The organism is Arthrobacter sp. YA7-1 (assembly GCF_025960325.1).
GTDB lineage: Bacteria > Actinomycetota > Actinomycetes > Actinomycetales > Micrococcaceae > Arthrobacter > Arthrobacter bambusae_A.
The window spans coordinates 3353073-3377174 of the sequence record NZ_CP110114.1; the positions used below are offsets into that span (position 1 = coordinate 3353073).

Below are 24102 nucleotides of genomic sequence, written 5' to 3' on the forward strand. Positions count from 1 at the left end.
GTTCCCGATTTCCCCAGACGTCGTAGCGGCAGCGTCCCGGGCGCATGCCGTGGACTAGCCCTACCAACATATCGCGGCTGGGCGCGGTCCCGAGGCCGGTTTTGTGGCCGGTTTTGTGGCCGGCATGGCGTAGTCCCGGCTGGGGGCGGTTAAGACGCTGTGAGGGCCTCGACCACCGGCACCGCACCGTCCCTGAACTCGATGGTGCGGCGCGCAGTTTCCGGCAGTTCCAAGACGGCGGCAGCCACCAAGGCGACATTGGCCCGCGAGGTTTCCGTCCCGGCGCCCGGGTCCGCGGGGCTTACCTCGATGAGCGCAGAGCCCGGATTGCTCGTCAGCGCCCCCGGACCCAGGATCGTCCAGTCGAGGTCTGTCCCACGCAGGTACTCGTCGGCCGCGGCTTTGGCTTCCGCATAGGCATAGAAGCTGTTGTCTTCGGGAACGCCGTGGTTGGGCCCGGCCCCGAAGTAGGACACCATCACATAGCGGGCCACGCCCGATTGCGCCGCGGCATCCATCGAGCGGATGGCGGCGTCCCTGTCCACCGCATACGTACGTTGCGGGCTGCCGCCCCCTGCCCCGGCTGACCACACCACCGCATCGTGGCCGTCAAGCGCCGAGGCGATCTCCGCCGTCGTCGACTTCTCGACGTCGAGTATTACCGGGGCTGCACCCGTCACCGTGACGTCGGGCGCGTGTTCGGGATTGCGGATGAAGGAAGTGACCGCGTGGCCTTCGTTGCTCAGGATGCGGGACAGGTGCAAGGCCACCTTGCCGTGGCCGCCGATGATTGCGATTCGACTCATGGACCCATTCTGTCGCAGTGGTCAAGTCCCTCGGCCGCGCCCTCCCCAAGTCGGTGGATAAATTCCCGAAAAATAGCCATCTTCGCATTTGCGGAAAGGAATGACTAATTCGTAAATACTTCGAACAAATAGGGCCTTCAAAGACTAAGCAGACTTAGTTTAATCGCCATCACATTTTCCGCTCGAAGACCGGAGGACCTGGACACTTCAGGCACACCCTCGCTGCCGGTGACGCCTTGCGAGTGTTGGGTCGATGGCGGGAAATAAAAGCAAGTGGCACCCACTCGTGTGGAGTTAATTTCGAATTTCTAGACTCAAATCACCTGCAGCAGGAAAAGGAATGCCTCATTCATAAATCTCATTGATGGATTTATCCAAATAGCCGGGTTACATCCCGTTGATGGATTTATTCGAATTGGGATGAATTGAGGGCTTCCTCAGTGCTGCGCAATTAAGCAAAAGGGTCTCAACAAGCGCCGTCCCCTGCGCCTGCGCATCACCTCCAGGGCCAGCCAACCGACTTGCCCCAGAAACGATGAATCACGGGGATATGACATGTATCAGCAGGAGTACAGGCACAGCGGGATCAGCGGAGGCAGCGTCCTCGCCCTGATATCCGCGGGGGTAAGAACACTCACCAGGTACAAGGCATCAATAGTCACTTGGGCAATCGTGGCAGTCGTCGCCGTTTCGGCCGTGACGATGCAGAACTACTCACAGGTATTGGCGCCAGGAGGCACCAGTTCCGCCATCGCACCGCTCCTGGGCTCGGGAGCCGGGCTCACCCTGCCTTCGCCGGCCGCTGCCAATCCGACGCCGGTTGAAAGCGCTGCCCCGGCAGCCACGCTGGTGCCCGTGCCCGCACAGACGCCAGCCGCCGTCGCGCCTTCAGCCCCCGCAGCGGCGCCGGCAGTCGCAGCTCCACCCGCTGCGGCCCCTGATCCTGCGACGGACACGAACGCCTACACGGTGGTCAGCGGCGACACCATCGGCTCGATAGCCGCCAGGTTCGGCGTCGACGTCAACGCTATGCTGGCAGCGAACGGCCTCAGCGCGTATTCGGTGATCGTGCCCGGCCAGGTGCTGAAGCTGACAGGACCGTCGGTTGCCGCGGCCCCGGCAGCCGCTCCGGCACCAGCACCGGCTCCTGCCCCTGCTCCTGCTCCGGCGGTGCGGACCATCTACGTTGCGGGTTCAGGTGGCCAGGCCGCTGTGGATAGTTGCATTGGCCCGATCCACTTCACGCCCACGGACGCCTACTCGCTGTTCATTACAGAACACGATTTCTGCGGAGGATGGGCACAATTCTCGGGGATCGGCGTCGGCGAGAAAGTGAGCATCCCCGGGTACGGCATGTACACCGTGACAGCCCGCGGCCAGGTGCCCCAAGGCGGGACCACCAACAACGTCGCAGCGGTATTCGGCGGGTTTCCCCGGGCGGTACTCCAGACGTGCATCCCGGGAACCAACCAGATGCTGGTAATCGCGTTGAACGAGGGCTGGCCCCGTCGGCGCAGCTGGCGACGGCGCCTTCCTGACCCTCTTTGAATCCGGGAAGGCCTGGCGGGAGGCCTGCGGAACCCTGCAGCCCAAATATGAGCAGGCCGGGAGCTCAACGCTCCTGGCCTTCTTCTGTTTCTGTGGTGATGGGGATGTTCGATCTCCCGATAAGACCTCGCTCAATAGCTTCCATTTTGGGAGACTGAATCAAGACCTGAGATTGGGGCGAAGTTGGACGGACAACAGTGGATCTGGGTTGCGACGGTACTGGTCGTCGCGGCTGTGGTAGCCATTGTCATGGCCTTCGGACGCCGCGGATAGTCTCCGCTTGATCGCAAAACGCGTTGCCAGTCCGCCGCAAACGGCGAGCCAAGCTTTCGCATCACCGACTCGCCCTCAAAACAGGACGCACGGGGGTCAGGCTCGATCAGGAACAGATATCAACCGCTCTGCGCCCGGTTGAGCATCGCGGATTGGTTGGGGCCGCCTTTCAGGGCGCGACAGCTTCGCATACTTCCGCTTCGAGCGCCACAGCACCAGCAGATGGAAGGAACACATCAGCACGACTGTGATGCCAACGAAGACCACAAGGTCAATGAGAAAGCGGCCAAAATCCACGAGCAGCGATGCCTTTCGGTCCGGACAACCTCCTGATCGTAGCTTGAGATGGCCACACAAACGAAACGGCCTCAATACAGGGTGAACCTCAAGGAAACTCTAAGAAAAGATCAAGATTCAACTAAGAGTGTTCGACCGGGCGCCAAATGCTCCTGCAAAAATCTGATTTAGTGTTAATCCTGAACCCTACTCTGCGGCCGCTCCCGGGGACTTGCGCGCTGCCCGAAGCCAGGATTCTGCATGGTTCGCGGCTGTCTAGTGGATGGCTGGCAAGCAGAGTTTCGATGGTGCGGGTAACTCCACCGCAAGCGCGTAAGAGCGGGCCATCGTCGAGAAGCGCCGCCACCTGAGGATTGGGGGACACCCAAGTGGCGGCGCCCTCTAAAAACTATCGGCAGGTCGACGGTGCTCCCAGCCATTCAGCAGGATCTTTACGAAATCTTTACGGCTAGTGCCCAGCAGGCTTGCGGGCTGCGGTCAGGACAGGGGGGAGATTCAGCTTGCGGGGTGGTGGCGACCGGAGTCTTTTGCCGGGCACCCGGCCTACTTGTTCCGACGTCGTCGCGACCGTTCCAGGATAACCACAGCCAACAGCGCGGCGCCCATGACGAGGGGCATGCCAGCCGTGAGAAGCCGCACGAGGTTTGGGAAGAGGGCCGCGAGGAGCGCCATCGCCATCAAAATGAACAAAGCGAACCCGATAATGGCGACTCTAAGTTTCATCATCAGTGCCCTGTCCGCGCGGACCGCCCGCATTTGAAGAGGACTCATCGCGGGCATCGTCAAAGAAACGCCGGGCTCGCGGCAGCCACAGCGGGCCGATGAGGGCAATAGGAACAAGGAAGAGCAACCATCTCCATGACGGTGGCCAAGAAAAGCCAAAACCGCACACCACGACGGCGAAGCTCAAGTAATAGCGCATGTTTCGATCGCCGTGCTTGAGGGCCTGCACCAAGCTGGCACAGATCACGGAAAGCAGCAGCAGGACAAATCCAAAGAGCCACGGAACCCATGGCGGTCCCGACACCATCTGGAAGACGGCCCAAACGCCGAGGACGTCGATCACCGCTAAGGCAACCATGAACGCCCCTACGGAGAAGACCACTTCGATTGGGGGCTTCCTTCCCTTGCTCCGGGATCTCATGACCAGAGCGTAAACCCTGGTCCTGGGCGCAAAACAGCCCATCCAGAAGACGAACCCCTTGTGGTCACGGCCCCAGAAGCAGGCTCAAAACAGCAGCAGGCCAGAAGCGAAACGCTTCTGGCCTGCTGAAACTTGTAGCGGTGGGGAGGCTCGATCTCCCGACCTCACGATTATGAGTCGTTTATTTTTCTGCCTAAAACACTGGCCATAATGGCCAGTCTGTAGCCATTCTGTAGCCACTCGGTTTTCGGTAGACAAACTCCGACTATCGAGCGGCGGCACTCAGCAGCCCATCCACGGCCCTAGCCGACGACTGGGCATCGTGGGCAAAAAGCTGAGCGTATACGTCCATCGTCGTTACAGCGGAGCTGTGACCAGCGATCTGCTGGACCAACTTGACGTTGGCACCAGCACTGACGGCCAGCGTGACGGCGGTACGTCGCAGGTCGTGAAAGACGATGGAGGGAAAGTCTGGATCGAGAGCTTTACAGCGCTCAACGGCAGGATGGAATATGCGACGTGCGAAATTGGACGACCTGAGCTCAGTGCCCGAAGGGGACGTGAAGACCAGGGCATGGGGGGCGACGCCCTTGACGTGTTCCTCAAGCTCGACCGCCACCGAGCCAGGAATCGGCACCGAACGGGGCTTGCGCCCCTTTGTCGTCTCCCTGAACTCCAGCCGGCCATCTACCGGCACGAGCGTTGTCCTCACTACAACCTCAGGGCTATTGCCAAACTTGAGGGCACCGGCCCTGAGGCCGGATATCTCCGACCACCTCAGCCCCGTAGTACCAGCAAACAGAACGAGAAGCCCGTATGCGTCATGGGACGCATCCGCGTAGCGGCCACCTCTCGCCGCCTGCTCTGCGAGCGCGCGAAGCTGGGAGGCAGTTAGGGCGGCGGGCTCCCTGACGGGCGTGGGCGTGGGCACGTGGTTGATAGTCGCGTTGCGTGCTGGATTGGTAGCGAGGTAGCCGCTGTCCACGGCGTACTGGAGCATCCGGCCAAGCTGGCGGTATGCCCGCTGGCGCGCATCGTCCGTTTCAAAGGTCTTCAGCCAGTCATTGATCACTGGAAGCGTGAAGCTCGCCAATGTCCGGTGCTCAAGGTGAGGCCTCATGTGCTTTTCGTAAACGCGCCGATATCCGGCAACCGTTACAGGAGAGGCTGGCCGCTGGCCCCTCGCGCCCACACGCTCGATTCTGCCGAGCCACTCCACGTAGTGCTCGTGGAATCTGATCTTGCCACCCTTGCGGGTGTCGATAAGTGTGCCACCGGCCTTAGCGGTATTGACCTGCAACTCGTGGGCCAAGGCCTCGGCCTTGGTCCTGAACTGCTTGTAGCGACGCTTGCCGTCCACGCGGTAATCGTGCCGATACTTCCCATTGGGGAGCTTGTTGATAGCCATGGCCACAATAGTAGCCACAATTATCGTAGGCTCGCGAAGAATTCCTGACGACTTATACCGTTATCAAACCGTTACTTACACACGTTAGTGCACGAGAAACGTCCTGTAATCCCCGGAGCACCAAGGAACGCACATCTCAAATAACACATCCCTCACCCACCCTTTTTACGAAGAGGTGAGTAATCGAGAAGTGAAGGGATTGTCAGTGGATTTCCAGGCGAAAATCCCCTGTTAGTGTTTTGCCAAGTCCACGAGCGAAGGGTTGGAGACGCCCTCACTTCGGACTCACCCGCTGGCTGATGATTGCCCAGTTTGGGATGGGAAAAGTTTCACCGACCCTGCGGGCGACCACTCAGCACTCTGTCCTCACGGGTAGTCCCCGGCCACATATCTCGGTCCGGGCCTTTGAGGCCACGCGAGTCCATTTCCTCCTCCACGCGCCCGGCAAGGGCGTGCGATCCGCGCTGCCGCCTGCCCTTTGGCCGTCGGCACTTACAACCTACTGGAGCCTGTTTGTCACCGAGCATCCCCCTGGACACAGTCGAAAAAGCCAGAGAGATTACCGCATCCCTATACATGGACCGCCGCGCCACCGCCCGGTTCATGAGCGTCAGCGAAAAGTTCCTCGCCACCCACCTGCACGATGGGCCGAAGCGGATACGCCTCGGCACGAAGGTCGTCTACCGACTATCCGACGTTGAGAACTGGATGCGGCAGCAGGAGGTGATTGCATGAGCTGCCGCTTCGCTAGGGCTACGCGGCAGCAGCGAGAAGAACACTACTCCCCCAACGGTTTACCTAATAATGCACGGCCCTCTTTGGCGCACGTTGCATGAGCCAACTTCCCGCGAGCACCTGCAAGAGCCCCATCTCAGAGTGGGCACACCGACGTTTTTTCTTGGACATGATTGGAGACCAATCTGGGCAGACCTAAGACCCAAGGTAAATGCAAGATCAGGCAATGCGGCAAGAATGCCGCCAGCCGCCAAATGTGCTGGACGCACTACAAAGCATGGGACCGCAAGTACGGCCACTTGCGGTGCCACTGGCCCGGATGCCGAAACCATCAGGACGACGGGGCCCGCCGCATGAACGGCGTCCTTTACTGCCGAAGCCACGAGGTCCAGCACCTCAGGATCACCCACGAGGTCGAAACACTGAACCTCCGTCGACTCGGCCACGGCATAACCGCAGACGGCAACGGCTGTTGGCTGTGGCGTGGATCGAAGAATGACGGCGGATACGGCGTCATGGTTCCCGAGGGTGCGAACACTGCCCTGTGGCTAACCCACCGCGTCGCTTGGAATCTACTCCAAGGCGGGCATAAGCCCGGCCTTGAACTGGATCACCGGACGTGCAAGCGCCGCGACTGCGCGAATCCACTCCATCTGGAAGCGGTTACCAGCCGTGAGAACCAGCGCCGAAAACGGCGCGGCCCCGACAAGGGCTGGGTCAACACCGACGCGGCAAACAATGCCTGCGTCACCGAGTTCGCGGAAAGCCATGGACTCCCGCTTGCCAACGGCAAGCGACAGCACCACACATCGTCAGGCGTCGCCAACCGGCCACGCCCTCCCTACCAGGAAAGGACCATATGCCCCGACCGACCACTGCCGAAATTTCCCGCACGAAAGAGTGGGACCTAATGAATCGCCGCTACCGTGACCTGGGCCTGTGCGCGAGATGCGCATCGCAAGCTTCCTACGGCCACCAAGACGGCTTCAAAACGAGTAAACCGCCGTGCGACCCCTGCACGCCCATCGTCGCCACCTTTCCAAAGCAGGAAGCTGGCCCGTGGCGCAGTAACGGACGACGGCTCGGACGCACAGCACCCAAAAAACGGGCTCTGGCTACTGCTCCGTCTCAGATTTGAGATGGGAGGTAGCCACCTCCCCCTCCCATCACCCACCGACCATCTCTACCCACCGTATTTCCGCAGGAGGAAACCCGCATGACCAGCCCGACCACCAAGACATCCGCCAATGTCGCTTCCGCCGTGAAAGGCGTCAGTGACGCCGAGGCGAAGCACGCCGCCGCCATTGCCGAACTGCCAGCCATCGAGGAACGCGTTCGCAAAGCGGATGCAGAACTCAAGCGCATCGAGCAATGCATTGCCGATGACGAGCCGACGGCCGGGTTGGATGACCTGACCAAGGCAGACGCCGAGCTGCGCTTCTTCAAGCTCCAGCACCAAGCCAAGAGCCGCGCCGCCACCGTGGCCGGCGGCGCTGTCCAGGCCGCCCGAACCGCGCTCGTTCGGGCGCGGCTTGAGGCTGGCGAATACGGCATCCACATGGACAGGCTCCGCCCTGAGGCCGAAGCCCTGGCTTCGAAGATTGCCGCCCTGCTCACTGAACATGTGGCTCTGTGCGCGGCACACAACGAGGGTCGTCTGCGTCTGCTTGCCGACGCTAAAGAGTCCGACGCCGCAAATGACCAGGGCACTGGCAACCCCGCATCCTCTCTGGCCTGGGGCCACGAGGATCAAAAGAGGTACAAGCCCGTATGGATCGAGGTGGACGGCGAACCCGTGCCCGAGGTCCACGGGCGGGGTCGCTGGGAGGCAATCCAGCGACGTGCGGAGTGGATCGTGCTGTTTGGCGAAGAAGTCGCGGCAAAGTCCGAAACCTCGTACATCTACTAACACCCGCCAAGGCAGGGCATGCGGGGCTTTGTGGTCCCGCCTGCCCTGTCCTAGAAAGCTTTTCGAAAATGTTGCGCCCATTTTGAGAATGCTCTGCCGGTTCCGTCACCCCTTATCCCGTACAGATCGGCGGACGCTATCACGAGCGGGGGGCAGCAAGAGCGGAGCCGGGTCCCTCCCCCTACTCCGGGCCGATGGGTTTGCTATTTGCTTTGCAACCTTGCAATCCGCAGCAGGCGCATTCGCCACTCCATAACAGTGCTGTCATGCTTTGAGAGGTTGCAGAATCCGCAGGCAGGCAAAATGTTGCCAACGGAATGACGCCCTCCTCGCCCAAGAGGGATGACGTGCTCCTTATGAAGCACCTCTGAGTACTGGCCGCAATATGCACAGCAATGGCGATAACGCAGCTTGAGTCGATGCCAGTCACGTTCCGTGAAGTAGTTTATTTCGGCACCCGCCGCGCGCGCTCGCCTCGTGATGGAGTGCAAATTGCGCAACTCTACGTGGCTCTTCGCATACACACGATTCTTGGCGATCCGAGCCTCACGGTACTTCAAGTAATCGATTCGGGACAACGCCCGCAGCCTTGCCTTCAGGCCAGGGTCCTCGGCGAGTCTTCGCTTCTTACTCTCTTTGGCCTTCGTCCGAAAATACTCGCGACCACGCATTGCCCGCTGAACTGCTAGGCGAACGAGGGCCTCGTTATGGTGTCGCCAATAATGAGCCTTTTGGTTGCACTGCGACGAACAGTACAGCGCCCTAGAGCTTCGGGTCTCGGGTATCGATCCCCCGCAGTGCGCACATAGTCGCTTCATGGTCAGAGGCTAGCTTCTCCCTCTGGCATTGTGACTCTGTCGCATAAAACGATCGTTTGCTGAGTCTCAGAAGGAGGGCCAGCAGTGCGCGCCTGTCCCCAGTGTTAGCAAGGAAGTTGCATTCTCATAACTCGTTCGCATAATCTAATTCCCGTAACACGCTTTTTTAATGAGTAAATGAGAACGGAGCAAGCCATGGCGCTTATCGGTTACATGCGGGTGAGTACCGCAGAGCAAAAGACAGACGGACAGCGGGACGCTCTGCTGGCTGCAGGTGTCAAGGATGATGCACGGCACTTGTTCACAGACCAGGGCGTAAGCGGTGCCAAGGTCAACCGCCCCGGCTGGGATAAGTGTCTTGACGCGTTGCGGGAGGGGGACACGTTGGTAGTTGCCAAACTGGATCGCTTGGGCCGATCCCTTGGAAACCTCATTCAGTTGTTCCAGCAATTGGCAGAGCGAGGCGTGAGCGTGCGGGTGCTGGATAACCCCATGCTCAGCACCGATGGGAACAAAGCGCAGGCAAAGTTGATGCTGGGAATCTTCGGAACGCTGGCCGAGTACGAGCGTGACCTGCTCAGGGAGCGGACCAACGTGGGCCTTGCGGCGGCGCGGGCACGTGGCCGCAACGGTGGCAGGCCTACCCTGCTGGACAGCCCGAAGATCACCAGGGCAAAGGAGTTGCACGCTGCGGGCGTGCTCAACCCTAGGGAAATTGCTGATGCCGTGGGCGTCTCCGTCGCCACGCTGTACCGCTATCTCGCCAAGTAGACGCAAAACTCACTTTGCAACAGCCGCCAACGGAGTCCGTGTTGGTCTAAAGAAATTCCATACTCAGCGCGCGGTACTTGGGTACGTCGATTCCGCCTGGGCGCTGCTGAATCGTCATCTCCACGCGAACGCGAACTCTTGCCTGCACGTGCGCAGCAGCAATCACTTCCGGCGGGAGGTCCTTCCCGTCAATTGACTCCAACCCCTCATCCGTTTGTACATACAGCGCGGACAGGTCGGAGACGGTGCGTAGCACGCCCTCGATGCTTGTCTCGTCCTTGTCGAGTTCACGATTCACGATCAGGCGGCTTATGTGATCTGCCTGTGAACTGGTGAGGATCGTTCGAATAGTAGTACGACCAGGAATTCGCCAACTCAAGTCTGTCTCAAAATCACCGGCTGCGAGTGTTCTAGCGAAGTCCCTTACGGCGGTTGCAGCCCGAGGGCCGCGTGCTGACACAGAGGCTAGAAACTCAGAACCATCCGCATCCGGCCCAACTTCTTTGATTGACTCAAGAATTTCCAGAGCCTCTGACACTGCCGTATCCGATAGCTGCTCTGTTGGTTGATCGAGGATTGCCGGCTGGCCACCCGGTGACAACTCTTCGCTGGGGTGAATATCGGGCATGAAATCCAGGACTACGGATCCAACAAAAGGGCTGGCAATCAATCGCAAGTTGGTGAGGGACGATACGTCTGCCGCGATCTTCCCCTTGAGATTGGTGTACCCCCGACGGGAAGCCCCCAGTGCAGTGACAAGCTTTTGAAAATTCTTCATGACGTCACCGACGTCCGAGAAACTGGCAGACGAGCCACTCACCCCGCCACCTGCGAGGTGGATGCTGCCATTAGACAAACTCTCCCTAGCCCCTTCGGAGCGGGTAGTTAGCGCTTCGAAGCTCATCCTTGACAAATCATCAGGAGTACTCCACTTCGGAGTAGAGGCGGCGCTAAGGATTCTGCTGCGAAGATCGGCAATGCCGGGACTGTTACTTTCCGTACCCATCGATGGTCACCTCCACGTAGCCTCGTCTGGGATACGAGTCTAAGCGCGAGGGCTGACTATTCTTCGCGCCTGATCTCATTTTGGCCCAAAGGTCGTCCCAGTATCCACGTCCCAAGTGGTAGTTGCGATCATCAACACCTCTTGGAATCGGAGTGGGGTTGCTGACCCAAGGCACGAGATAAGCGTCAACCCTGAATCCGAGAGCTTCGAGGGACCCTCCCCCAGCGAACGTCTCGACAATAATCCGGTCATCCTGCCCCAAGCTCATCAGGTGCTCGGCATCGACCCAGTAAACGCAGTCGATATCTCCCGGCTCCTCCTTGGACGTAAAAAAAGAGCCTCCAAGCCAAGCCGAGGCAACGTCAACGGCACTATTCAGCAGGGCGGTAGCGTCCTGCCATTCCTGCCATAACTCCTTACGTCGCTCCGAAGTTAGGAACGCCGCTTCTATCTCAGCCTGCGTCGCGTGGTAACGGCCCGGCGGCAGCGCTTCTGTCTGTTTGTCGATTTCAGGAATCAAGGTCCCCCCAATAAGCCGAAGTGCCTCGTCGCCACTTCCGTTTGCCATTCTTACATGAGGCCGCAGATGCAGGCGCTTGCTGCGAGAACACAGCAGTACACGTGATCCGAGCGCCCACAGGAGCTCAAAGCCCTTAGAAGCCCTCCGAAGCCCGCGTGGGTTCCTATCCCGCCCTTTAGGGAGGAGATAGCGCCGGAGGTCTATCAAGCCCTCCTGAGAGCCAACACGGCCGCCCTAAACAAACCAGCGCCGACGCCGGACCTTCCAGAAAGGAGTTGTTAGTAGCCATTTTGTAGCCATCACTCAGAGAATGGCTACGATTCTGAGGGAATGCAGAGGAATCCTCATTTGTCAAGCGTTTTCTTTCGAACAACGAAAAACCCCCGGAACCTTGCGGATTCCGGGGGTTCTTTTATGTAGCGGTGGGGAGGCTCGATCTCCCGACCTCACGATTATGAGTCGTGCGCTCTAACCAACTGAGCTACACCGCCACGAATGAGAAAAACCTGCGCCAAGCCGGTCAAAAACCGCCTTGACACAGGCCCTCATTCAGAGCCCCCCACCGGAATCGATCCGGTGACCTCGTTCTTACCAAGAACGCGCTCTACCACTGAGCTAGGGGGGCAACGAGTAAATACTCTACCGGACGATTTCTCAGGCCACAAATCGGCTGCGGGACAGGGAAAAACGACCCCGACACAATTTGCATCCGCGCCGGATTCTTGAGCCGGAAAGGGCCTGAATCAGGGCAGCCGGAGCACCTGTCCAGGGTAGATGTGGTCCGGGTTGGGCACGGTATCCGCGTTCGCGGCGATCAGGGCATCCAAGTCGACGCCGAACTGCAAGGCGATGCCACTCAAGGTATCGTCTGCTTCCACTACGACTTCGATGACCTGCCCTCCGCCGTCGGCGGGAGCACCGGCGTCGGGCACTGCGGGGTCCGGAACCACGAGAGCTTCCGCTGACGGCTCCGGCCCGGCAGCCTGGACCGTCTCCCCCGTTGAGGCTTGAGCGGCCTCCTGCGGGGCCTCCGAGGGCCGTCCAGCCTGCCTGTGGTTGGCCTTGTCGAAGCCGAGGTTCTTCTTCAACCCATCGAGGAAACCCATGAACCAACCTTTCCACACCCGGGGCCGCACGTCTTCCCCATGTTTGGCTTGGGAATGCTTCTGCGACACGGCGGGTCGGTCAATCCTGAGCCTTCGGGAGGGCAAACATGGGGAGGACGGTACAGACACGAACGGCACGTGCCCCCGCTAAACCCAGACCGCCGTTAAACAGCCAGAGGCCGGCTCGAAAGCCGGCCTCTGCCAAAAACCCAGGAACTAGTCCTGTTTACCACTTACCCTTGCGGTTGAAATCGCGGTTGCCAGCGTCGCCACCGGTGCGCGGCTTGCGTGCGCCCCGGTCGGCGTAGCTGCCCGCTCCGGTACCGGCGCTGCTGCGCTCGCTGTAGGAACGGCCGCCGCGGTCAGCGGAAGAACGCTCGCCGCCGGCGTAGCCGCCACGGTCGCCTTCAGTCTTACGGAACTCCTTCTTGAAGCCACCGTTGCCCTTGAAGTTTCCGCCACGGTCTCCACCGGAGTAGCCGCCACGGTCGCCGCCGCGGCTGCCACCGGAGTAACCGCCACCCTCGCCGCCGCGGTCAGACGCCGGCTTGCGACCGTTGTCCAGCTCAAGGTGGATCAGCTCGCCGCCGATCCGGGTGCGGGACAGTGCGCGCAGCTGCTCGGGGCTCAGGTCCGCCGGAAGCTCCACCAGGGAGTGGTCCGAGCGGATGTCGATGCCGCCGATCTGTGCCGAGGAGATGCCGCCTTCGTTGGCAATGGCGCCAACGATCGAACCGGGCATGACGCGCTGACGGCGTCCGACGGCGATCCGGTACGTGGCGTTGCCCTCGGTCAGGGCGCGGGTCGGGCCACGGGAACCGAAGCCGTCCTTGGAGCGCTCGCGCTTCTGGAATTCCGGTGCAGCCGGCAGTTCCTTGACGAGGAGCGGCTGGCCGCCCTGTGCCATGACGGCCAGCGCAGCAGCAATCTCCGACGCCGGAACGTTGTGCTCCTCTTCGTAGGAAGAGATCAAGTCACGGAACGCGGCAACGTCCTCGGACTCGAGGGTCTCCGTGATCTTGTCCGCGAACTTGCCAAGGCGCAAGGTGTTGACGGTCTCGGCGGTGGGCAGGTGCATCTGCTCAACCGGCTGGCGGGTGGCCTTCTCGATCGAACGCAGCAGGTACTTCTCCCGCGGCGTCATGAACAGGATGGCGTCGCCGCTACGGCCTGCACGGCCGGTACGGCCGATGCGGTGGACGTAGGACTCGGTGTCGTGCGGGATGTCGTAGTTGACCACGTGGCTGATGCGCTCAACGTCAAGGCCACGGGCCGCGACGTCGGTGGCCACCAGGATGTCGATGCGGCCTTCCTTCAGTGCGTCGACAGTCCGTTCGCGCTGCTGCTGCGGAATGTCACCGTTGATGGCGGCAGCCTGGAAGCCGCGGGACTTCAGCTTGTCAGCGAGGTCCTCGGTAGCCATCTTGGTGCGCACGAAGGCGATAACGCCGTCGAACTCTTCCACCTCGAGGATGCGGGTCAGGGCGTCAAGCTTGTGCGGGCCCATGACCTGCAGGTACCGCTGGCGTGTGTTGGCGCCGGTGGTGGTCTTGGACTTCACCGAGATCTCAGCCGGGTTGTTCAGGTACTGCTTGGACATGCGGCGGATCTGGCTCGGCATGGTGGCAGAAAACAGTGCAACCTGGCGGTCTTCGGGGGTCTGCTGGAAGATCTGCTCTACGTCCTCGGCGAAGCCCATGCGGAGCATCTCGTCGGCTTCGTCCAGTACGAGGTACTGCAGCTCGGACAGGTCCAGGGAACCCTTGGAGATGTGGTCGATGACGCGGCCGGGGGTACCGACAACCACCTGTGCACCGCGGCGAAGGCCGGCAAGCTGCGGGCCATAGGCGGAGCCACCGTAAACGGGGAGGACCGTGAAGTCATCGATGTGCTTGGCGTACGAGGTGAAGGCCTCGGCAACCTGGAGCGCAAGCTCGCGGGTCGGAGCGAGAACCAGTGCCTGGGTCTTGCGGGAAGGGCCGTTGAGGTCGTGGAGTTCGGCCAGGCGGGACAGCGCCGGTACTGCGAAAGCTGCAGTCTTACCGGTGCCGGTCTGGGCGAGGCCCACGACGTCGCGGCCTTCGAGCAGCAGCGGAATGGTTGCTGCCTGGATCGGGGACGGCTTCTCGTAGCCGACGTCCTGCAGGGCTGCAAGGACGCGGGGGTCGATTCCGAGGTCGACGAAGCGGATGCCGTCTTCCTCGTCGTCGGCGGGTGCCTCAGCCTTGGCGGGCGCCTCAGCCTGAGCCGCGGCGGGTGCCTCAGCCTGAGCCTTGGCGGGCGCCTCGGCGGGCGCCTCAGTGAAGGCAGGAGCCTCGACCGGGGCCGGAGCCTCGATGAACTCAGCGGCGGGTGCGGTTTCGGCGATCTCGACGGCGGTCTCTGCTTCTTCAGCAGACTCGGCGACGAACGGGTCGTTCAGGTTTTCGGGCATAGGGGAAAGTTTCCTCATCCATAGGGGGCCAGTCGGCGCGGCCCGGTTGGGCTTGGCCGCAGTACACGTTGCGGGCAAAAGAACCAGGAGGCTCTGGTGCTCGCAAGAAGTCCGGCGCTGTCGCAATCCCATGGCAGGACTTCCCGCTGCATCTCTTGGCTGCTATCTCAGCAGTCTGTACAGCGTTTTCTTCGCCCGGCTCTCCCTATGAAACTGCCCACACACATTTTGCGGGCCCCAACACTGACCAGTCCTGCCTCAAGAATTGGGCAGGAAAAAGGGATTTCCGGAGTGGGGGATAGTTCAAGTGTAGGGCACAGATCAGCCCCGTGGCGACATAACGGCCGACGGCGGCGGTGAGCTTGCGCACAAACGCGCCGCCGGCGCCCTCAAAGCCGCCCTCAGGGCCGCCTCTAATACCGCACTTCAGGCTGTCCGCTCAAGGGCCGCTTTCAGGCGTCCACCCCGTTGCGGCGCAAGAGCTTTTCGAAGCTGTCATGGTAGTCGGACTGCAGCAGGATCTCTCCGTCCGCCTCAGCGTCGAGAAGCAACTGCATGTCATCGAGGTTGGGGTTGCTGAACCACTGCCCCACCGTGATGCCGTGCTTGGGCACGAACAGTTTGTGGATGTAGTCGCCGGCCGAGATGGAGCCGGTCTTAACCACGCGCAGGTAGGTGCCGACCCGCCCTGCCTCCGTGAAACGCTTGACCCATTGGGGTTCATTCATGCGGCGCTGGAAAGTCGCACACGGTACACGCGGCGATGTGACCTCGACCTCGACGTCCAGGCCGATCTTCCACCGTTCGCCGATCACGGCACCGCTGGTCTCGATTCCGGCAACGCGGAGGTTCTCGCCGAAGATCCCGGCGGGCATGTCCCGCTGGAGTTCATTCGCCCAGAAATCGGCGTCCGCCTGCGAGTACGCGTAGAGGGCTTGGTCCTCGCCGCCGTGGTGGATCCGGCTCGCCTGGATGTCCCCGTGGACTCCCAGCTTGTGGACCTTCACCGGCCCGTCGACCGGGCGCTTGTCGATGGCCGTCACTCCCACAGACCCTTCGGGATCGGGCAGGAGCTCGTATACCCGACAAACGGCAAGCAACGATGCGGTATCCATGACTACAGTCTACGTACGCAGCTACGGATCGAAGCGATATCCCATGCCGGCCTCCGTGTGGAGGTGGCGGGGCTGGGCGGGGTCGCGTTCGAGCTTGCGCCGGAGCTGCGCGATGTAGACACGCAGGTACTGGGTCTCCTTGGCGTAGGCCTGTCCCCAGACCTGGGTGAGGATCTGCTGCTGGCTGACCAACCGTCCGGCGTTGCGCACCAGCAATTCCAGGATGTTCCACTCCGTGGGCGTCAGCCGTACTTCCGCGCCGTCCTTCGTGATCTTCTTTCCGGCCAGGTCAACCAGGAAGTCGGCGGTCTGGAGCGTCGGCGCTTCATGCCTGGGTGCTGCCCGCCGCGAGGCGGCACGGAGCCTGGCCAGGAGTTCGTCCAGGCCGAAGGGCTTGGTCACATAGTCGTCGGCTCCGGCGTCGAGCGCTTCTACTTTGTCTTCCGAACCGTGCCGGGCGGACAGCACGATAATGGGCATGGTGCTCCAGCCGCGGATTCCCTTGATCACATCCACACCATCCATGTCCGGAAGCCCAAGGTCGAGCACAACGATGTCCACGGGCTGCTGGGCCGCCGCTTTGAGCGCATCTGCGCCGTTGCCCACGCTGATGGCGTGGTAGCCGTGGGCGTGGAGATTGATTTGCATTGCCCTGGCGATCTGGGCTTCATCTTCCACGATCAGCACGAGGTTCATGGCCGCCCTCCCGTCCACAGAGGGAGTGTGACCACCATGGTCAGCCCGCCTCCCGGCGTCGCCTCAGCCATGAGCGTACCGCCCATGGCCTCGGTGAATCCTTTGGCGACAGCGAGTCCCAAACCGATTCCGCTGCGGCCGTCCCGGCTGGATGCAGAATCATCGAGTCGCTGGAAAGGCTGGAAAAGCTCCAGCACTGCCGCTGGCGTGATCCCCGAACCATGGTCCATCACGCGGAGTTCGCTGGCCGGCCGACCATCCACCGTGATGCCCGCTCCGGTCCGAGCCACCAGCACAACATCGGAATCAGGCGCGTATTTCACTGCGTTTTCCACAAGGTTCGCCACGACGCGTTCCAGTATCCCGGCGTCGGCCTCTATAAGGGGAAGGTTTGCCGGAAGCTCGTTGCGGATGCGCTCCCCCGGCACGCCGCGCAAAGCCTCCGGCATGATCTGGTGCCAGCCCAGTCCTCGCAGCAGCGGATTCACGGCATCCGCAGTAATCCGGGACATGTCCAGCAAGTTATCCACCAGGTGATCCAAGCGGTCCGCGTAGTCCTCGATGGTGGCCAACAGTTCGCGCTCGTCTTCGGGGGCAAAGGTCACGTCTTCCTGTCGCAGGCTGCTGACAGCAAGCTTGATGCCCGCCAAAGGAGTGCGGAGATCATGGGAGACGGCGCGCAGGATGGAGGTCCGCATTTTGTTGCCTTCGGCCAGGCGCACGTTGTCCTGCCTGCTCTTGACGAGCTGCTGGCGCTCCCTCAACGCCACCACGAAGGCGCCGAACGCGGCGAGCATGCGGCGATGCTGTTCGGAAAGCGGTCCACCCCGGAGCAGGAGCGTGTAGTTGCGATCGACGACGGCGGCATGGTCGGCTGCCGCATGGGTCACCGGCGGTTGAATCCCGGAGCTTGCAAGGACTTGCCAGTTGGGTCCGGGGGCGTCCGGCGAGTCAAACGTGGCGAGCAGCGTCATCGCCTCCATGCCGAGGTTGACGCGGATCTTGTCCAGGAATGACTCGAGGCTGCCGTCCGAGCTCAGGATACGAAGGGCCAGCTCGCTGAGGGCCCTTGCCTCGGCGCCGGAGTGCGCGGCCTCCTGGGCCCGCCTGGTCGCCAAGCCGACGGCGAGCGCCACTCCGCACGCCACAGCAAGGAAGATAACCAGGGTGAGAAGCGTAGTGGGATCCGCGATGGACAGGGAGCCCACCGGATCTGCCGAGAAGTAGTTCAACAGCATGCTGCCGAGGACGGCGGACACCACGGCCGGCCACAGGCCCCCGATTGCCGCAACCGCTGCCGAGACGGCCAGCTGGAACAGCATGATCATGGCGAAATTCCGGTATTGCAGCGCGGACACCAGGACTTCGATCGCGACGGGCAGCAGCAGGGCCAAGGCCAGGCCCGCCAGAATGCGGCGTCGCCCGATCCCCTTGACTGCCCGTAGCGGCAGTCCTATTGCGTTCACGTCTGCCGCGGCCATGGCTCAATTCTGGCACGGCGGAGGTGCCGCTCCTGCGCCCGCAGGCCGCCGCGAGGAACATGTCCGGCCTAGGATGCTGGCATGAGCCATTCAACGACGAATACCTCCGATGTCCTTGCCCTCGATTCCCTCTTGGCCCCTGAGGAACTGGAGATTCGTGAGAAGGTACGCGATTTTACCGACCAGCGGATCCGCCCGAACATCGGCCGGTGGTACGAGGAGGCATTGTTCCCGCGGGAACTGCCGGCGGAACTCGGCGAGCTCGGAGTCCTTGGCATGCATCTGGAGGGCTACGGCTGCCCGGGCCGCTCCGCCGTCGAATACGGACTCGCAGCCATGGAACTCGAGGCCGGCGATTCCGGCATCCGCACCTTCGTGTCCGTCCAAGGCTCCCTGGCCATGACGGCGATCCACCGCTGGGGCAGCGAAGCGCAAAAGGAACAATGGCTCCCGCGCATGGCTGCCGGCGAACTGATCGGCTGCTTTGCCTTGACGGAGCCGACGGCGGGTTCGGACCCGTCGTCCATGGCCAGCTTTGCGCGCCGCGACGGGACGGGAGACGACGCCGGCTGGGTGCTGAATGGTTCGAAGCGCTGGATCGGGATGGCGTCGATCGCCGACGTCACGGTGGTGTGGGCAAACACCGACGACGGCATCCGCGGCTTCCTGGTTCCGGCCGGCGCTCAGGGAGTCACCGTGGCTCCCATCGACGGGAAGCTCTCCATGCGGGCCTCGATCCAGTGCGATGTGGTGTTCGACGCCGTCCGGCTGGGTCCCGAGGCCCTCCTCCCGGGTGCGCTGGGCCTCCGCGGCCCGTTCTCCTGCCTTAACGAGGCGCGGTACGGCATTGCCTGGGGTGCCATGGGCGCGGCACGTGACTCCTACGAGGCCGCGCTCGAGTATGCCGGAAGCCGCATGCAATTCGGCAAGCCCTTGGCCAGCTACCAGTTGACCCAGGAGAAGCTCGTGAACATGGTCCTGGAGATCCAGAAGGGCACCATGCTCGCGCTGCATCTTGGACGGCTCAAGGACGCCGGCAAACTGCGGCCGGAACAGATCTCGGTGGGCAAGCTCAACAATGTGCGCGAGGCAATCAAGATCGCCCGCGACGCCCGCACCATCCTGGGCGGCAACGGCATTACGCTGGACTACGCGCCGCTGCGCCATGCCAACAACCTGGAATCGGTGCGCACCTATGAAGGCACGGACGAGGTCCACACGCTCATCCTCGGCCAGCACATCACGGGCATCCCGGCTTTCCGCTGACTTCACTGGCGCAGGCCACGCGCCGGTCCCGCGCCCGGCCTAGCCGACCGGGCCTAGGCTCCGACCGGGACCGGTTCCTTCCTGGCCGCGTCTTTACGCATGGTGGCGCTGATGACGGCTGCCACGGTGCACATAGCGGCAGCACCGATCCATGCATAGGTGTAGTGGCCCGTGGCGTCCCGGATGTAACCCGCGAGGAACGCTGCAGCCGCGGCTCCAAGCTGGTGCGCGGCGAAGACCCAGCCGAACACCACTGATCCGTCCGCCCCGAACACCTTGCGGCAGATGGCCGCCGTCGGAGGCACCGTGGCCACCCAGTCCAGGCCGTACACCACGACAAACAGGATCATGCTCGGCTGCACGGTGGAGCTCAGGAGCACGGGCAGCACCAGCAGCCCGACCCCGCGGAACTGGTAGTACACGGCAAGGAGCACCTTGGGGTTGAAGCGGTCCGTCAACCAACCGGAAGCGATGGTGCCCACGATGTCGAAGATCCCGACGACGGCCAGCAAGCCGGCCGCGGTGGTTTCCGGCATGCCGTGGTCGTGCGCCGAGGGAATGAAGTGGGTGCCGATCAGGCCGTTGGTGGTAGCACCGCAGATGGCGAAACCGGCAACGAGTGCCCAGAACGTGCGCACTTTGCTGGCGCGCTTGAGGACCTGCAGTGCGCGCACGGCGGCGTTGGGCGTCTTGGCGCCTTCAGCGTTGGCGACTTCCGGGACCGGGGCGGCTTCCGCCGTCGTCGGCTCCTCGGATTCCGCACCGTAAGGTTGGACCCCGACGTCGGCGGGTGAGTTCTTGAGCCAGCGCAACACGAGCGGCACTACCGCGAGCGCTCCGGCGGCGATCAACAGCGAGGCGCCGCGCCAGCCCGGGCTCTGCGCGAGCATCGCGATGAAGGGCAGGAACACAAGCTGCCCGGCGGCGCTGCCCGCCGTCAGGATGCCGATCACGAGTCCACGGTTCTTGGAGAACCACGTGTTGGCGATGGTGGCCGCGAAAACCAGGGCCATGGATCCGGTGCCGAGCCCGATCAGCACACCCCAGGTCAGCAGGATCTGCCAGGACTGGCTGACGAACACCGTCAGGGCGGAGCCGAGGCCGATCAGGCAGAGGGCAATCGAGGTGACGGTGCGGATGCCGAAGCGTTCCATGAGCGCGGCAGCGAAGGGCGCGGTGAGGCCGAACAACACCAGGTTGATGCTGACCGCGAGCGACAGGACGGTTGTTGACCAGCCGAATTCCTGCTGCAGCGGCACCATGAGCACGCCGGGTGCCGCCCGGAAACCGGCCGCGCCTACGAGTGCCAGGAACGCGACGGCGGCGACCATCCAGGCGGGGTGGAGTCGACGCTTCCGCGGAGTCTTGCCAGCGGAAAGTTTGGTGGGATTGGGTGCGGTCATGCGGAGGGCTCCGATTCGTCCAGGAGGTCACGTCTGGCGGGGGCAGTGGCCAAGGCCACGGGGTGTTCCGATCGCGTGAGGCTATGCCAGCTGGTGTTGGCCGCGGTCAGGCGGGAACCGCAGTGGGAGCATGTATCAGCCGACGCCGTCGGCAGTCCGCAACCGGTGTGGATCACGCGCATGTGGGCGTTGTCCGCAGGCGCATCGAGATGTTTCTCGGACCAGAGAATGATGGCGTTCAAGACGGGCAAGGCATCTTCCCCTTTGGCCGTGAGGACGTATTCCTGGCGGGTGCGGGCGCCATCCTGGTAGGGCCGTTGGGCGAGCAGGCCCGACTCAAGCAGCCAAGTCAGCCTTTTGCTGAGGACGTTGTCTGCGATGTGGAGGCGGGTTTTGATGGCATCGAACCGGCCGTTGCCGAAGAAGACCTCCCGCAGCACCAGGCTTCCCCAAGGGTCGCCGAGGATATCGAGGCCGCGCGCCAGGCTGCACGTCCGCTCGGACCAATCGGATCGTAAGGGCATGGTCCGAGATTAGTTGGCTTTTCTAAAGAAAGCTAGGTTTGTGACGGGGACGGCTCTCCCCTTGCGACCAGGTTCGAAAGAGGATCGGCCAGGACATGCCGTGGTGATGGCGTGTCCCGGCCGGATCGACAATCAAAGAAGGTCAGAAGTGGAGGGGCATTCAGTCCGCGATGTTGCCGATCGCCTGCTCAAGGTCCGCGATCAGGTCCTCGACGTCCTCGATCCCGCAGGAAAGCCGGATCAGGTTGACCGGAACGGCCAGCTCGGTGCCCTTGACCGAAGCGTGCGTCATCTCCGAGGGGTAGTTCATGAGGGACTCGATGCCGCCCAGGGACTCGGCCAGCGTGAACACCTGGGTGGACTCCGCCACTTTGCGGGCCGCAGCTTCGCCGCCCTTGAACTGCACGGAAATCATGCCGCCGAACTTCTTCATCTGCTTGGCCGCGAGTTCGTGGCCCGGGTGGGAAGGCAGTCCCGGATACAGCACGGCTTCGACCTCGGGGCGCTCCAACAGCCATTCGGCCACCGCCTGGGCGTTCTCGCTGTGGCGGTCCATGCGCACGCCGAGCGTCTTGAGACCACGGGTGGTCAGGAACGCATCCATGGGTCCGGACACGGCGCCGACGGCGAACTGCACAAAGCCGATCTTCGCGGCCAGCTCGGCGTCCTTCACCACGATCGCTCCGCCCACGACGTCCGAGTGGCCGCCGATGTACTTGGTGGTCGAGTGGACCACGACGTCGGCGCCCAGGGCGAGCGGGGTCTGCAAGTAGGGCGACGCGAAGGTGTTGTCGACGACAAGGAGGGCACCGGCGTCGTGCGCTACTTTGGCGAGCGCTTCGATATCGGTGACCTTCATCATCGGGTTGGAAGGAGTTTCCACCCAGACGATGCGGGTGTTGTTCGCCGCGACGGCCGCCGCCACGGCATCAAGGTTGGACATGTCCACTGGCGTGTTGCCGATGCCCCACTCACCGAGCACGCGGTTGATGAGCCGGTAGGTGCCGCCGTATGCGTCGTTGCCGAGGACGATGTGGTCGCCGGGCCGGGCAACGGCACGGATCAGGGAGTCCTCCGCGGCGAGGCCCGAACTGAAGCTGTAGGCGTGGGTGCCGCCCTCGAGCGCGGCGAGCTGCTCCTGCAGCGCATCGCGCGTGGGGTTGCCGCCGCGGCCGTATTCGTAGCCGTCGCGCAAACCGCCTATGCCGTCCTGGGCATATGTCGAGCTGAAGTGCAGCGGCGGAACCACGGCGCCGGTGCGCGGCTCGAAGGCCTGGCCGGCGTGGACGGCACGCGTGTTGAATCCTGCTTCGTTTGCAGACATGTGAACTCCTAGTGTCAGTTGCTCAGGTAGGCGAGAAGGTCGTGGCGGGTCAGGATGCCCACGGGAGCCCCGACGAACGTCACCATGACGGTGTCGACGTCGGACAGCAGCTCGCGCGCGGCGGAGATGGTTTCCAAGAAGCCGATGACCGGCAAGCGCTCCCCCATGTGCTCGGAGATCTTGTCGGTCAATTTCGCCTCGCCGCGGAACAGCTTGGAGGTCAGCGTGCGCTCATCGACGGCGCCGAGCACCTCGCCCATGACCACCGGCGGTTCCTGCGAGAGGACCGGGATGTGCGAGACCCCGAATTCGTTCATGATGTTAATGACATCGCGGACGGTCTCGTTGGGATGGATGTGGACGAGGTCCGGCATCTCGCCCGTCTTGGACTTCAGGACCTCGCCCACCGAGGCCTCCTCGCCGCCGGAGAGGAAGCCGTACGAGCGCATCCACTTGTCGTTGAAGATCTTCGCCAGGTAGCCGCGCCCGGAGTCCGGCAGGATCACGACGACGACGGCTTCCTCGCCAAGGTCTTTGGCCACCTGCAAGGCGGCAACCACTGCCATGCCCGAGGAGCCGCCCACCAGGAGGCCTTCCTCGCGGGCCAGGCGCCGGGTCATCTCGAAGGAGTCTGCGTCGCTGACGGCAATGACATCGTCCGGCACGGTCTTGTCGTAGTTGGCCGGCCACATGTCCTCGCCGACGCCCTCCACGAAGTAGGGGCGCCCCGTGCCGCCCGAGTAGACCGAGCCTGCCGGGTCCGCGCCGATGACCTTGACGCGGCCGCCGTCGGACTCCGGCCGGTTGGCGGATACATCCTTGAGGTACCTGCCTGTGCCGGTGATGGTGCCGCCCGTTCCCGCGCCGATCACGACGTGCGTGATCTTCCCATCGGTATCGCGCCAGATTTCGGGCCCGGTGGTTTCGTAGTGGCTGCCGGGAGCAGCGGGGTTGGAGAACTGGTCCGGCTTGTACGCTCCGGGGATCTCGGACACGAGCCGGTCGGAGACGCTGTAGTAGCTCTGCGGGCTGTCCGGGGCCACGGAGGTGGGAGTCACCACAACTTCGGCGCCATACGCCTGGAGCACGGCACGCTTGTCCTCGCCCACCTTGTCCGGGACGACGAAGATGCACCTGTAACCCTTTTGCTGCGCCACCAGGGCAAGTCCGACGCCCGTGTTGCCCGAGGTCGGTTCCACGATGGTTCCGCCCGGCTTGAGCTTTCCGTCCCGCTCGGCTTCCTCAATCATCTTCACCGCGATGCGGTCCTTGATCGAGCCTCCGGGGTTCACATATTCGAGCTTCACCAGGATGGTGGCTTTGATGTCCCCGGTCACGTGGTTGAGCTTGATGAGCGGTGTATTGCCAATGAGGTCCAGGACGGACTGGGCGTACTTCATAGGTACCAAGTTACCGCTTGGTCGGGACTGCTCCGGTGCAGCCGAGGCTCAGACCTGTGCCGGGCCGCGTCCGCTTCGCTCCTCACCAAGCGACGGCCACGCGGGTCAAGCTAGCGGG

At 62.6% G+C, this 24102-nt stretch carries 22 protein-coding genes and 2 tRNA genes; 6 read left to right on the forward strand and 18 right to left on the reverse strand.

The genetic code is table 11. From position 1 onward, the window contains the following. Positions 1 to 149: 149 nt before the first annotated feature. A complete protein-coding gene (locus OIT41_RS15710; protein WP_264636768.1) occupies positions 150 to 806 on the reverse strand; it encodes an SDR family oxidoreductase in 657 nt (218 codons plus the stop codon). Between the two features lie 555 nt (positions 807 to 1361). Here OIT41_RS15710 and OIT41_RS15715 point away from each other — a divergent pair. Beyond that, positions 1362 to 2354, forward strand: a complete 993-nt coding sequence (locus OIT41_RS15715; protein WP_264636769.1) for a LysM peptidoglycan-binding domain-containing protein — start codon at positions 1362 to 1364, stop codon at positions 2352 to 2354. 1113 nt (positions 2355 to 3467) lie between these two features. On the opposite strand, the gene OIT41_RS15720 is transcribed toward OIT41_RS15715, so the two are convergent. The 3 genes from OIT41_RS15720 to OIT41_RS15730 all read right to left on the reverse strand — a co-directional run bounded on the left by OIT41_RS15720 (position 3468) and on the right by OIT41_RS15730 (position 5476). Next, positions 3468 to 3647 carry a hypothetical protein gene (locus tag OIT41_RS15720; RefSeq protein ID WP_241707057.1) on the reverse strand — a complete coding sequence of 60 codons (180 nt, stop codon included), beginning with the start codon at positions 3645 to 3647 and terminating at the stop codon, positions 3468 to 3470. Continuing rightward, positions 3637 to 4068, reverse strand: coding sequence for a hypothetical protein (locus OIT41_RS15725; protein WP_264636770.1), 432 nt, complete (start codon positions 4066 to 4068; stop codon positions 3637 to 3639). Before OIT41_RS15725 ends, OIT41_RS15720 begins: the two co-directional genes overlap by 11 nt. Positions 4069 to 4333: 265 nt before the next feature. Beyond that, positions 4334 to 5476 (reverse strand): tyrosine-type recombinase/integrase, encoded by a 1143-nt coding sequence (locus tag OIT41_RS15730; RefSeq protein ID WP_264636771.1) that lies wholly within the window; start codon positions 5474 to 5476, stop codon positions 4334 to 4336. Between the two features lie 603 nt (positions 5477 to 6079). Here OIT41_RS15730 and OIT41_RS15735 point away from each other — a divergent pair. The 3 genes from OIT41_RS15735 to OIT41_RS15745 all read left to right on the forward strand — a co-directional run bounded on the left by OIT41_RS15735 (position 6080) and on the right by OIT41_RS15745 (position 8120). Continuing rightward, entirely contained in the window at positions 6080 to 6211 is a 132-nt protein-coding gene (locus tag OIT41_RS15735; RefSeq protein WP_264636772.1) for a hypothetical protein, read from the forward strand. Between the two features lie 515 nt (positions 6212 to 6726). Continuing rightward, positions 6727 to 7122 (forward strand): HNH endonuclease, encoded by a 396-nt coding sequence (locus OIT41_RS21015; protein WP_413542334.1) that lies wholly within the window; start codon positions 6727 to 6729, stop codon positions 7120 to 7122. A 305-nt stretch (positions 7123 to 7427) separates the two neighbouring features. Then, positions 7428 to 8120: a hypothetical protein gene (locus OIT41_RS15745; RefSeq protein WP_264636774.1), complete on the forward strand. Its 693-nt coding sequence runs from the start codon at positions 7428 to 7430 to the stop codon at positions 8118 to 8120. 203 nt (positions 8121 to 8323) lie between these two features. Here the strand turns inward: OIT41_RS15745 and OIT41_RS21020 are convergent, their stop codons facing one another. After that, positions 8324 to 8938: an HNH endonuclease gene (locus OIT41_RS21020; RefSeq protein ID WP_413542289.1), complete on the reverse strand. Its 615-nt coding sequence runs from the start codon at positions 8936 to 8938 to the stop codon at positions 8324 to 8326. Positions 8939 to 9115: 177 nt separating this feature from the next. Here OIT41_RS21020 and OIT41_RS15750 point away from each other — a divergent pair, with 177 nt between their 5' ends. Further along, on the forward strand, positions 9116 to 9709 hold the full coding sequence (locus tag OIT41_RS15750; RefSeq protein ID WP_264636775.1) for a recombinase family protein: 594 nt from the start codon (positions 9116 to 9118) through the stop codon (positions 9707 to 9709). 46 nt (positions 9710 to 9755) lie between these two features. On the opposite strand, the gene OIT41_RS15755 is transcribed toward OIT41_RS15750, so the two are convergent. The 9 genes from OIT41_RS15755 to OIT41_RS15795 all read right to left on the reverse strand — a co-directional run bounded on the left by OIT41_RS15755 (position 9756) and on the right by OIT41_RS15795 (position 18067). Beyond that, entirely contained in the window at positions 9756 to 10487 is a 732-nt protein-coding gene (locus OIT41_RS15755) for a hypothetical protein (protein WP_264636776.1), read from the reverse strand. Between the two features lie 211 nt (positions 10488 to 10698). After that, on the reverse strand, positions 10699 to 11283 hold the full coding sequence (locus tag OIT41_RS15760) for a DUF6932 family protein (protein WP_264636777.1): 585 nt from the start codon (positions 11281 to 11283) through the stop codon (positions 10699 to 10701). Positions 11284 to 11652: 369 nt separating this feature from the next. Continuing rightward, positions 11653 to 11726 (reverse strand) — tRNA-Met (locus OIT41_RS15765). Positions 11727 to 11788: 62 nt separating this feature from the next. Further along, positions 11789 to 11860: transfer RNA gene (locus OIT41_RS15770), tRNA-Thr, on the reverse strand. Positions 11861 to 11978: 118 nt separating this feature from the next. Beyond that, positions 11979 to 12341 carry a LysM peptidoglycan-binding domain-containing protein gene (locus OIT41_RS15775; protein WP_264636778.1) on the reverse strand — a complete coding sequence of 121 codons (363 nt, stop codon included), beginning with the start codon at positions 12339 to 12341 and terminating at the stop codon, positions 11979 to 11981. 226 nt (positions 12342 to 12567) lie between these two features. Continuing rightward, positions 12568 to 14775 (reverse strand): DEAD/DEAH box helicase, encoded by a 2208-nt coding sequence (locus OIT41_RS15780; protein WP_264636779.1) that lies wholly within the window; start codon positions 14773 to 14775, stop codon positions 12568 to 12570. A gap of 452 nt (positions 14776 to 15227) precedes the next feature. Then, entirely contained in the window at positions 15228 to 15890 is a 663-nt protein-coding gene (locus OIT41_RS15785; RefSeq protein ID WP_264636780.1) for an MOSC domain-containing protein, read from the reverse strand. Positions 15891 to 15911: 21 nt separating this feature from the next. Next, positions 15912 to 16586, reverse strand: a complete 675-nt coding sequence (locus OIT41_RS15790) for a response regulator (RefSeq protein WP_241707052.1) — start codon at positions 16584 to 16586, stop codon at positions 15912 to 15914. After that, a complete protein-coding gene (locus OIT41_RS15795) occupies positions 16583 to 18067 on the reverse strand; it encodes a sensor histidine kinase (protein WP_241707051.1) in 1485 nt (494 codons plus the stop codon). The genes OIT41_RS15790 and OIT41_RS15795 overlap by 4 nt, the downstream gene beginning before the upstream one ends. A gap of 81 nt (positions 18068 to 18148) precedes the next feature. On the opposite strand from OIT41_RS15795, the gene OIT41_RS15800 reads away from it, so the two are divergent. Next, on the forward strand, positions 18149 to 19333 hold the full coding sequence (locus tag OIT41_RS15800; RefSeq protein WP_264636781.1) for an acyl-CoA dehydrogenase family protein: 1185 nt from the start codon (positions 18149 to 18151) through the stop codon (positions 19331 to 19333). A gap of 53 nt (positions 19334 to 19386) precedes the next feature. Here the strand turns inward: OIT41_RS15800 and OIT41_RS15805 are convergent, their stop codons facing one another. The 4 genes from OIT41_RS15805 to OIT41_RS15820 form a co-directional block, all read right to left on the reverse strand. Then, positions 19387 to 20736 (reverse strand): MFS transporter, encoded by a 1350-nt coding sequence (locus OIT41_RS15805; protein ID WP_264636782.1) that lies wholly within the window; start codon positions 20734 to 20736, stop codon positions 19387 to 19389. Then, the gene (locus OIT41_RS15810; protein WP_264636783.1) at positions 20733 to 21260 is read right to left on the reverse strand and encodes a winged helix-turn-helix transcriptional regulator; all 528 of its coding nucleotides are present in this window, start codon (positions 21258 to 21260) and stop codon (positions 20733 to 20735) included. The genes OIT41_RS15805 and OIT41_RS15810 overlap by 4 nt, the downstream gene beginning before the upstream one ends. 160 nt (positions 21261 to 21420) lie before the next feature. After that, positions 21421 to 22584: a cystathionine gamma-synthase gene (locus tag OIT41_RS15815; protein WP_264636784.1), complete on the reverse strand. Its 1164-nt coding sequence runs from the start codon at positions 22582 to 22584 to the stop codon at positions 21421 to 21423. Between the two features lie 14 nt (positions 22585 to 22598). Further along, positions 22599 to 23984 (reverse strand): cystathionine beta-synthase, encoded by a 1386-nt coding sequence (locus tag OIT41_RS15820; RefSeq protein WP_236812368.1) that lies wholly within the window; start codon positions 23982 to 23984, stop codon positions 22599 to 22601. Positions 23985 to 24102 lie beyond the last annotated feature (118 nt).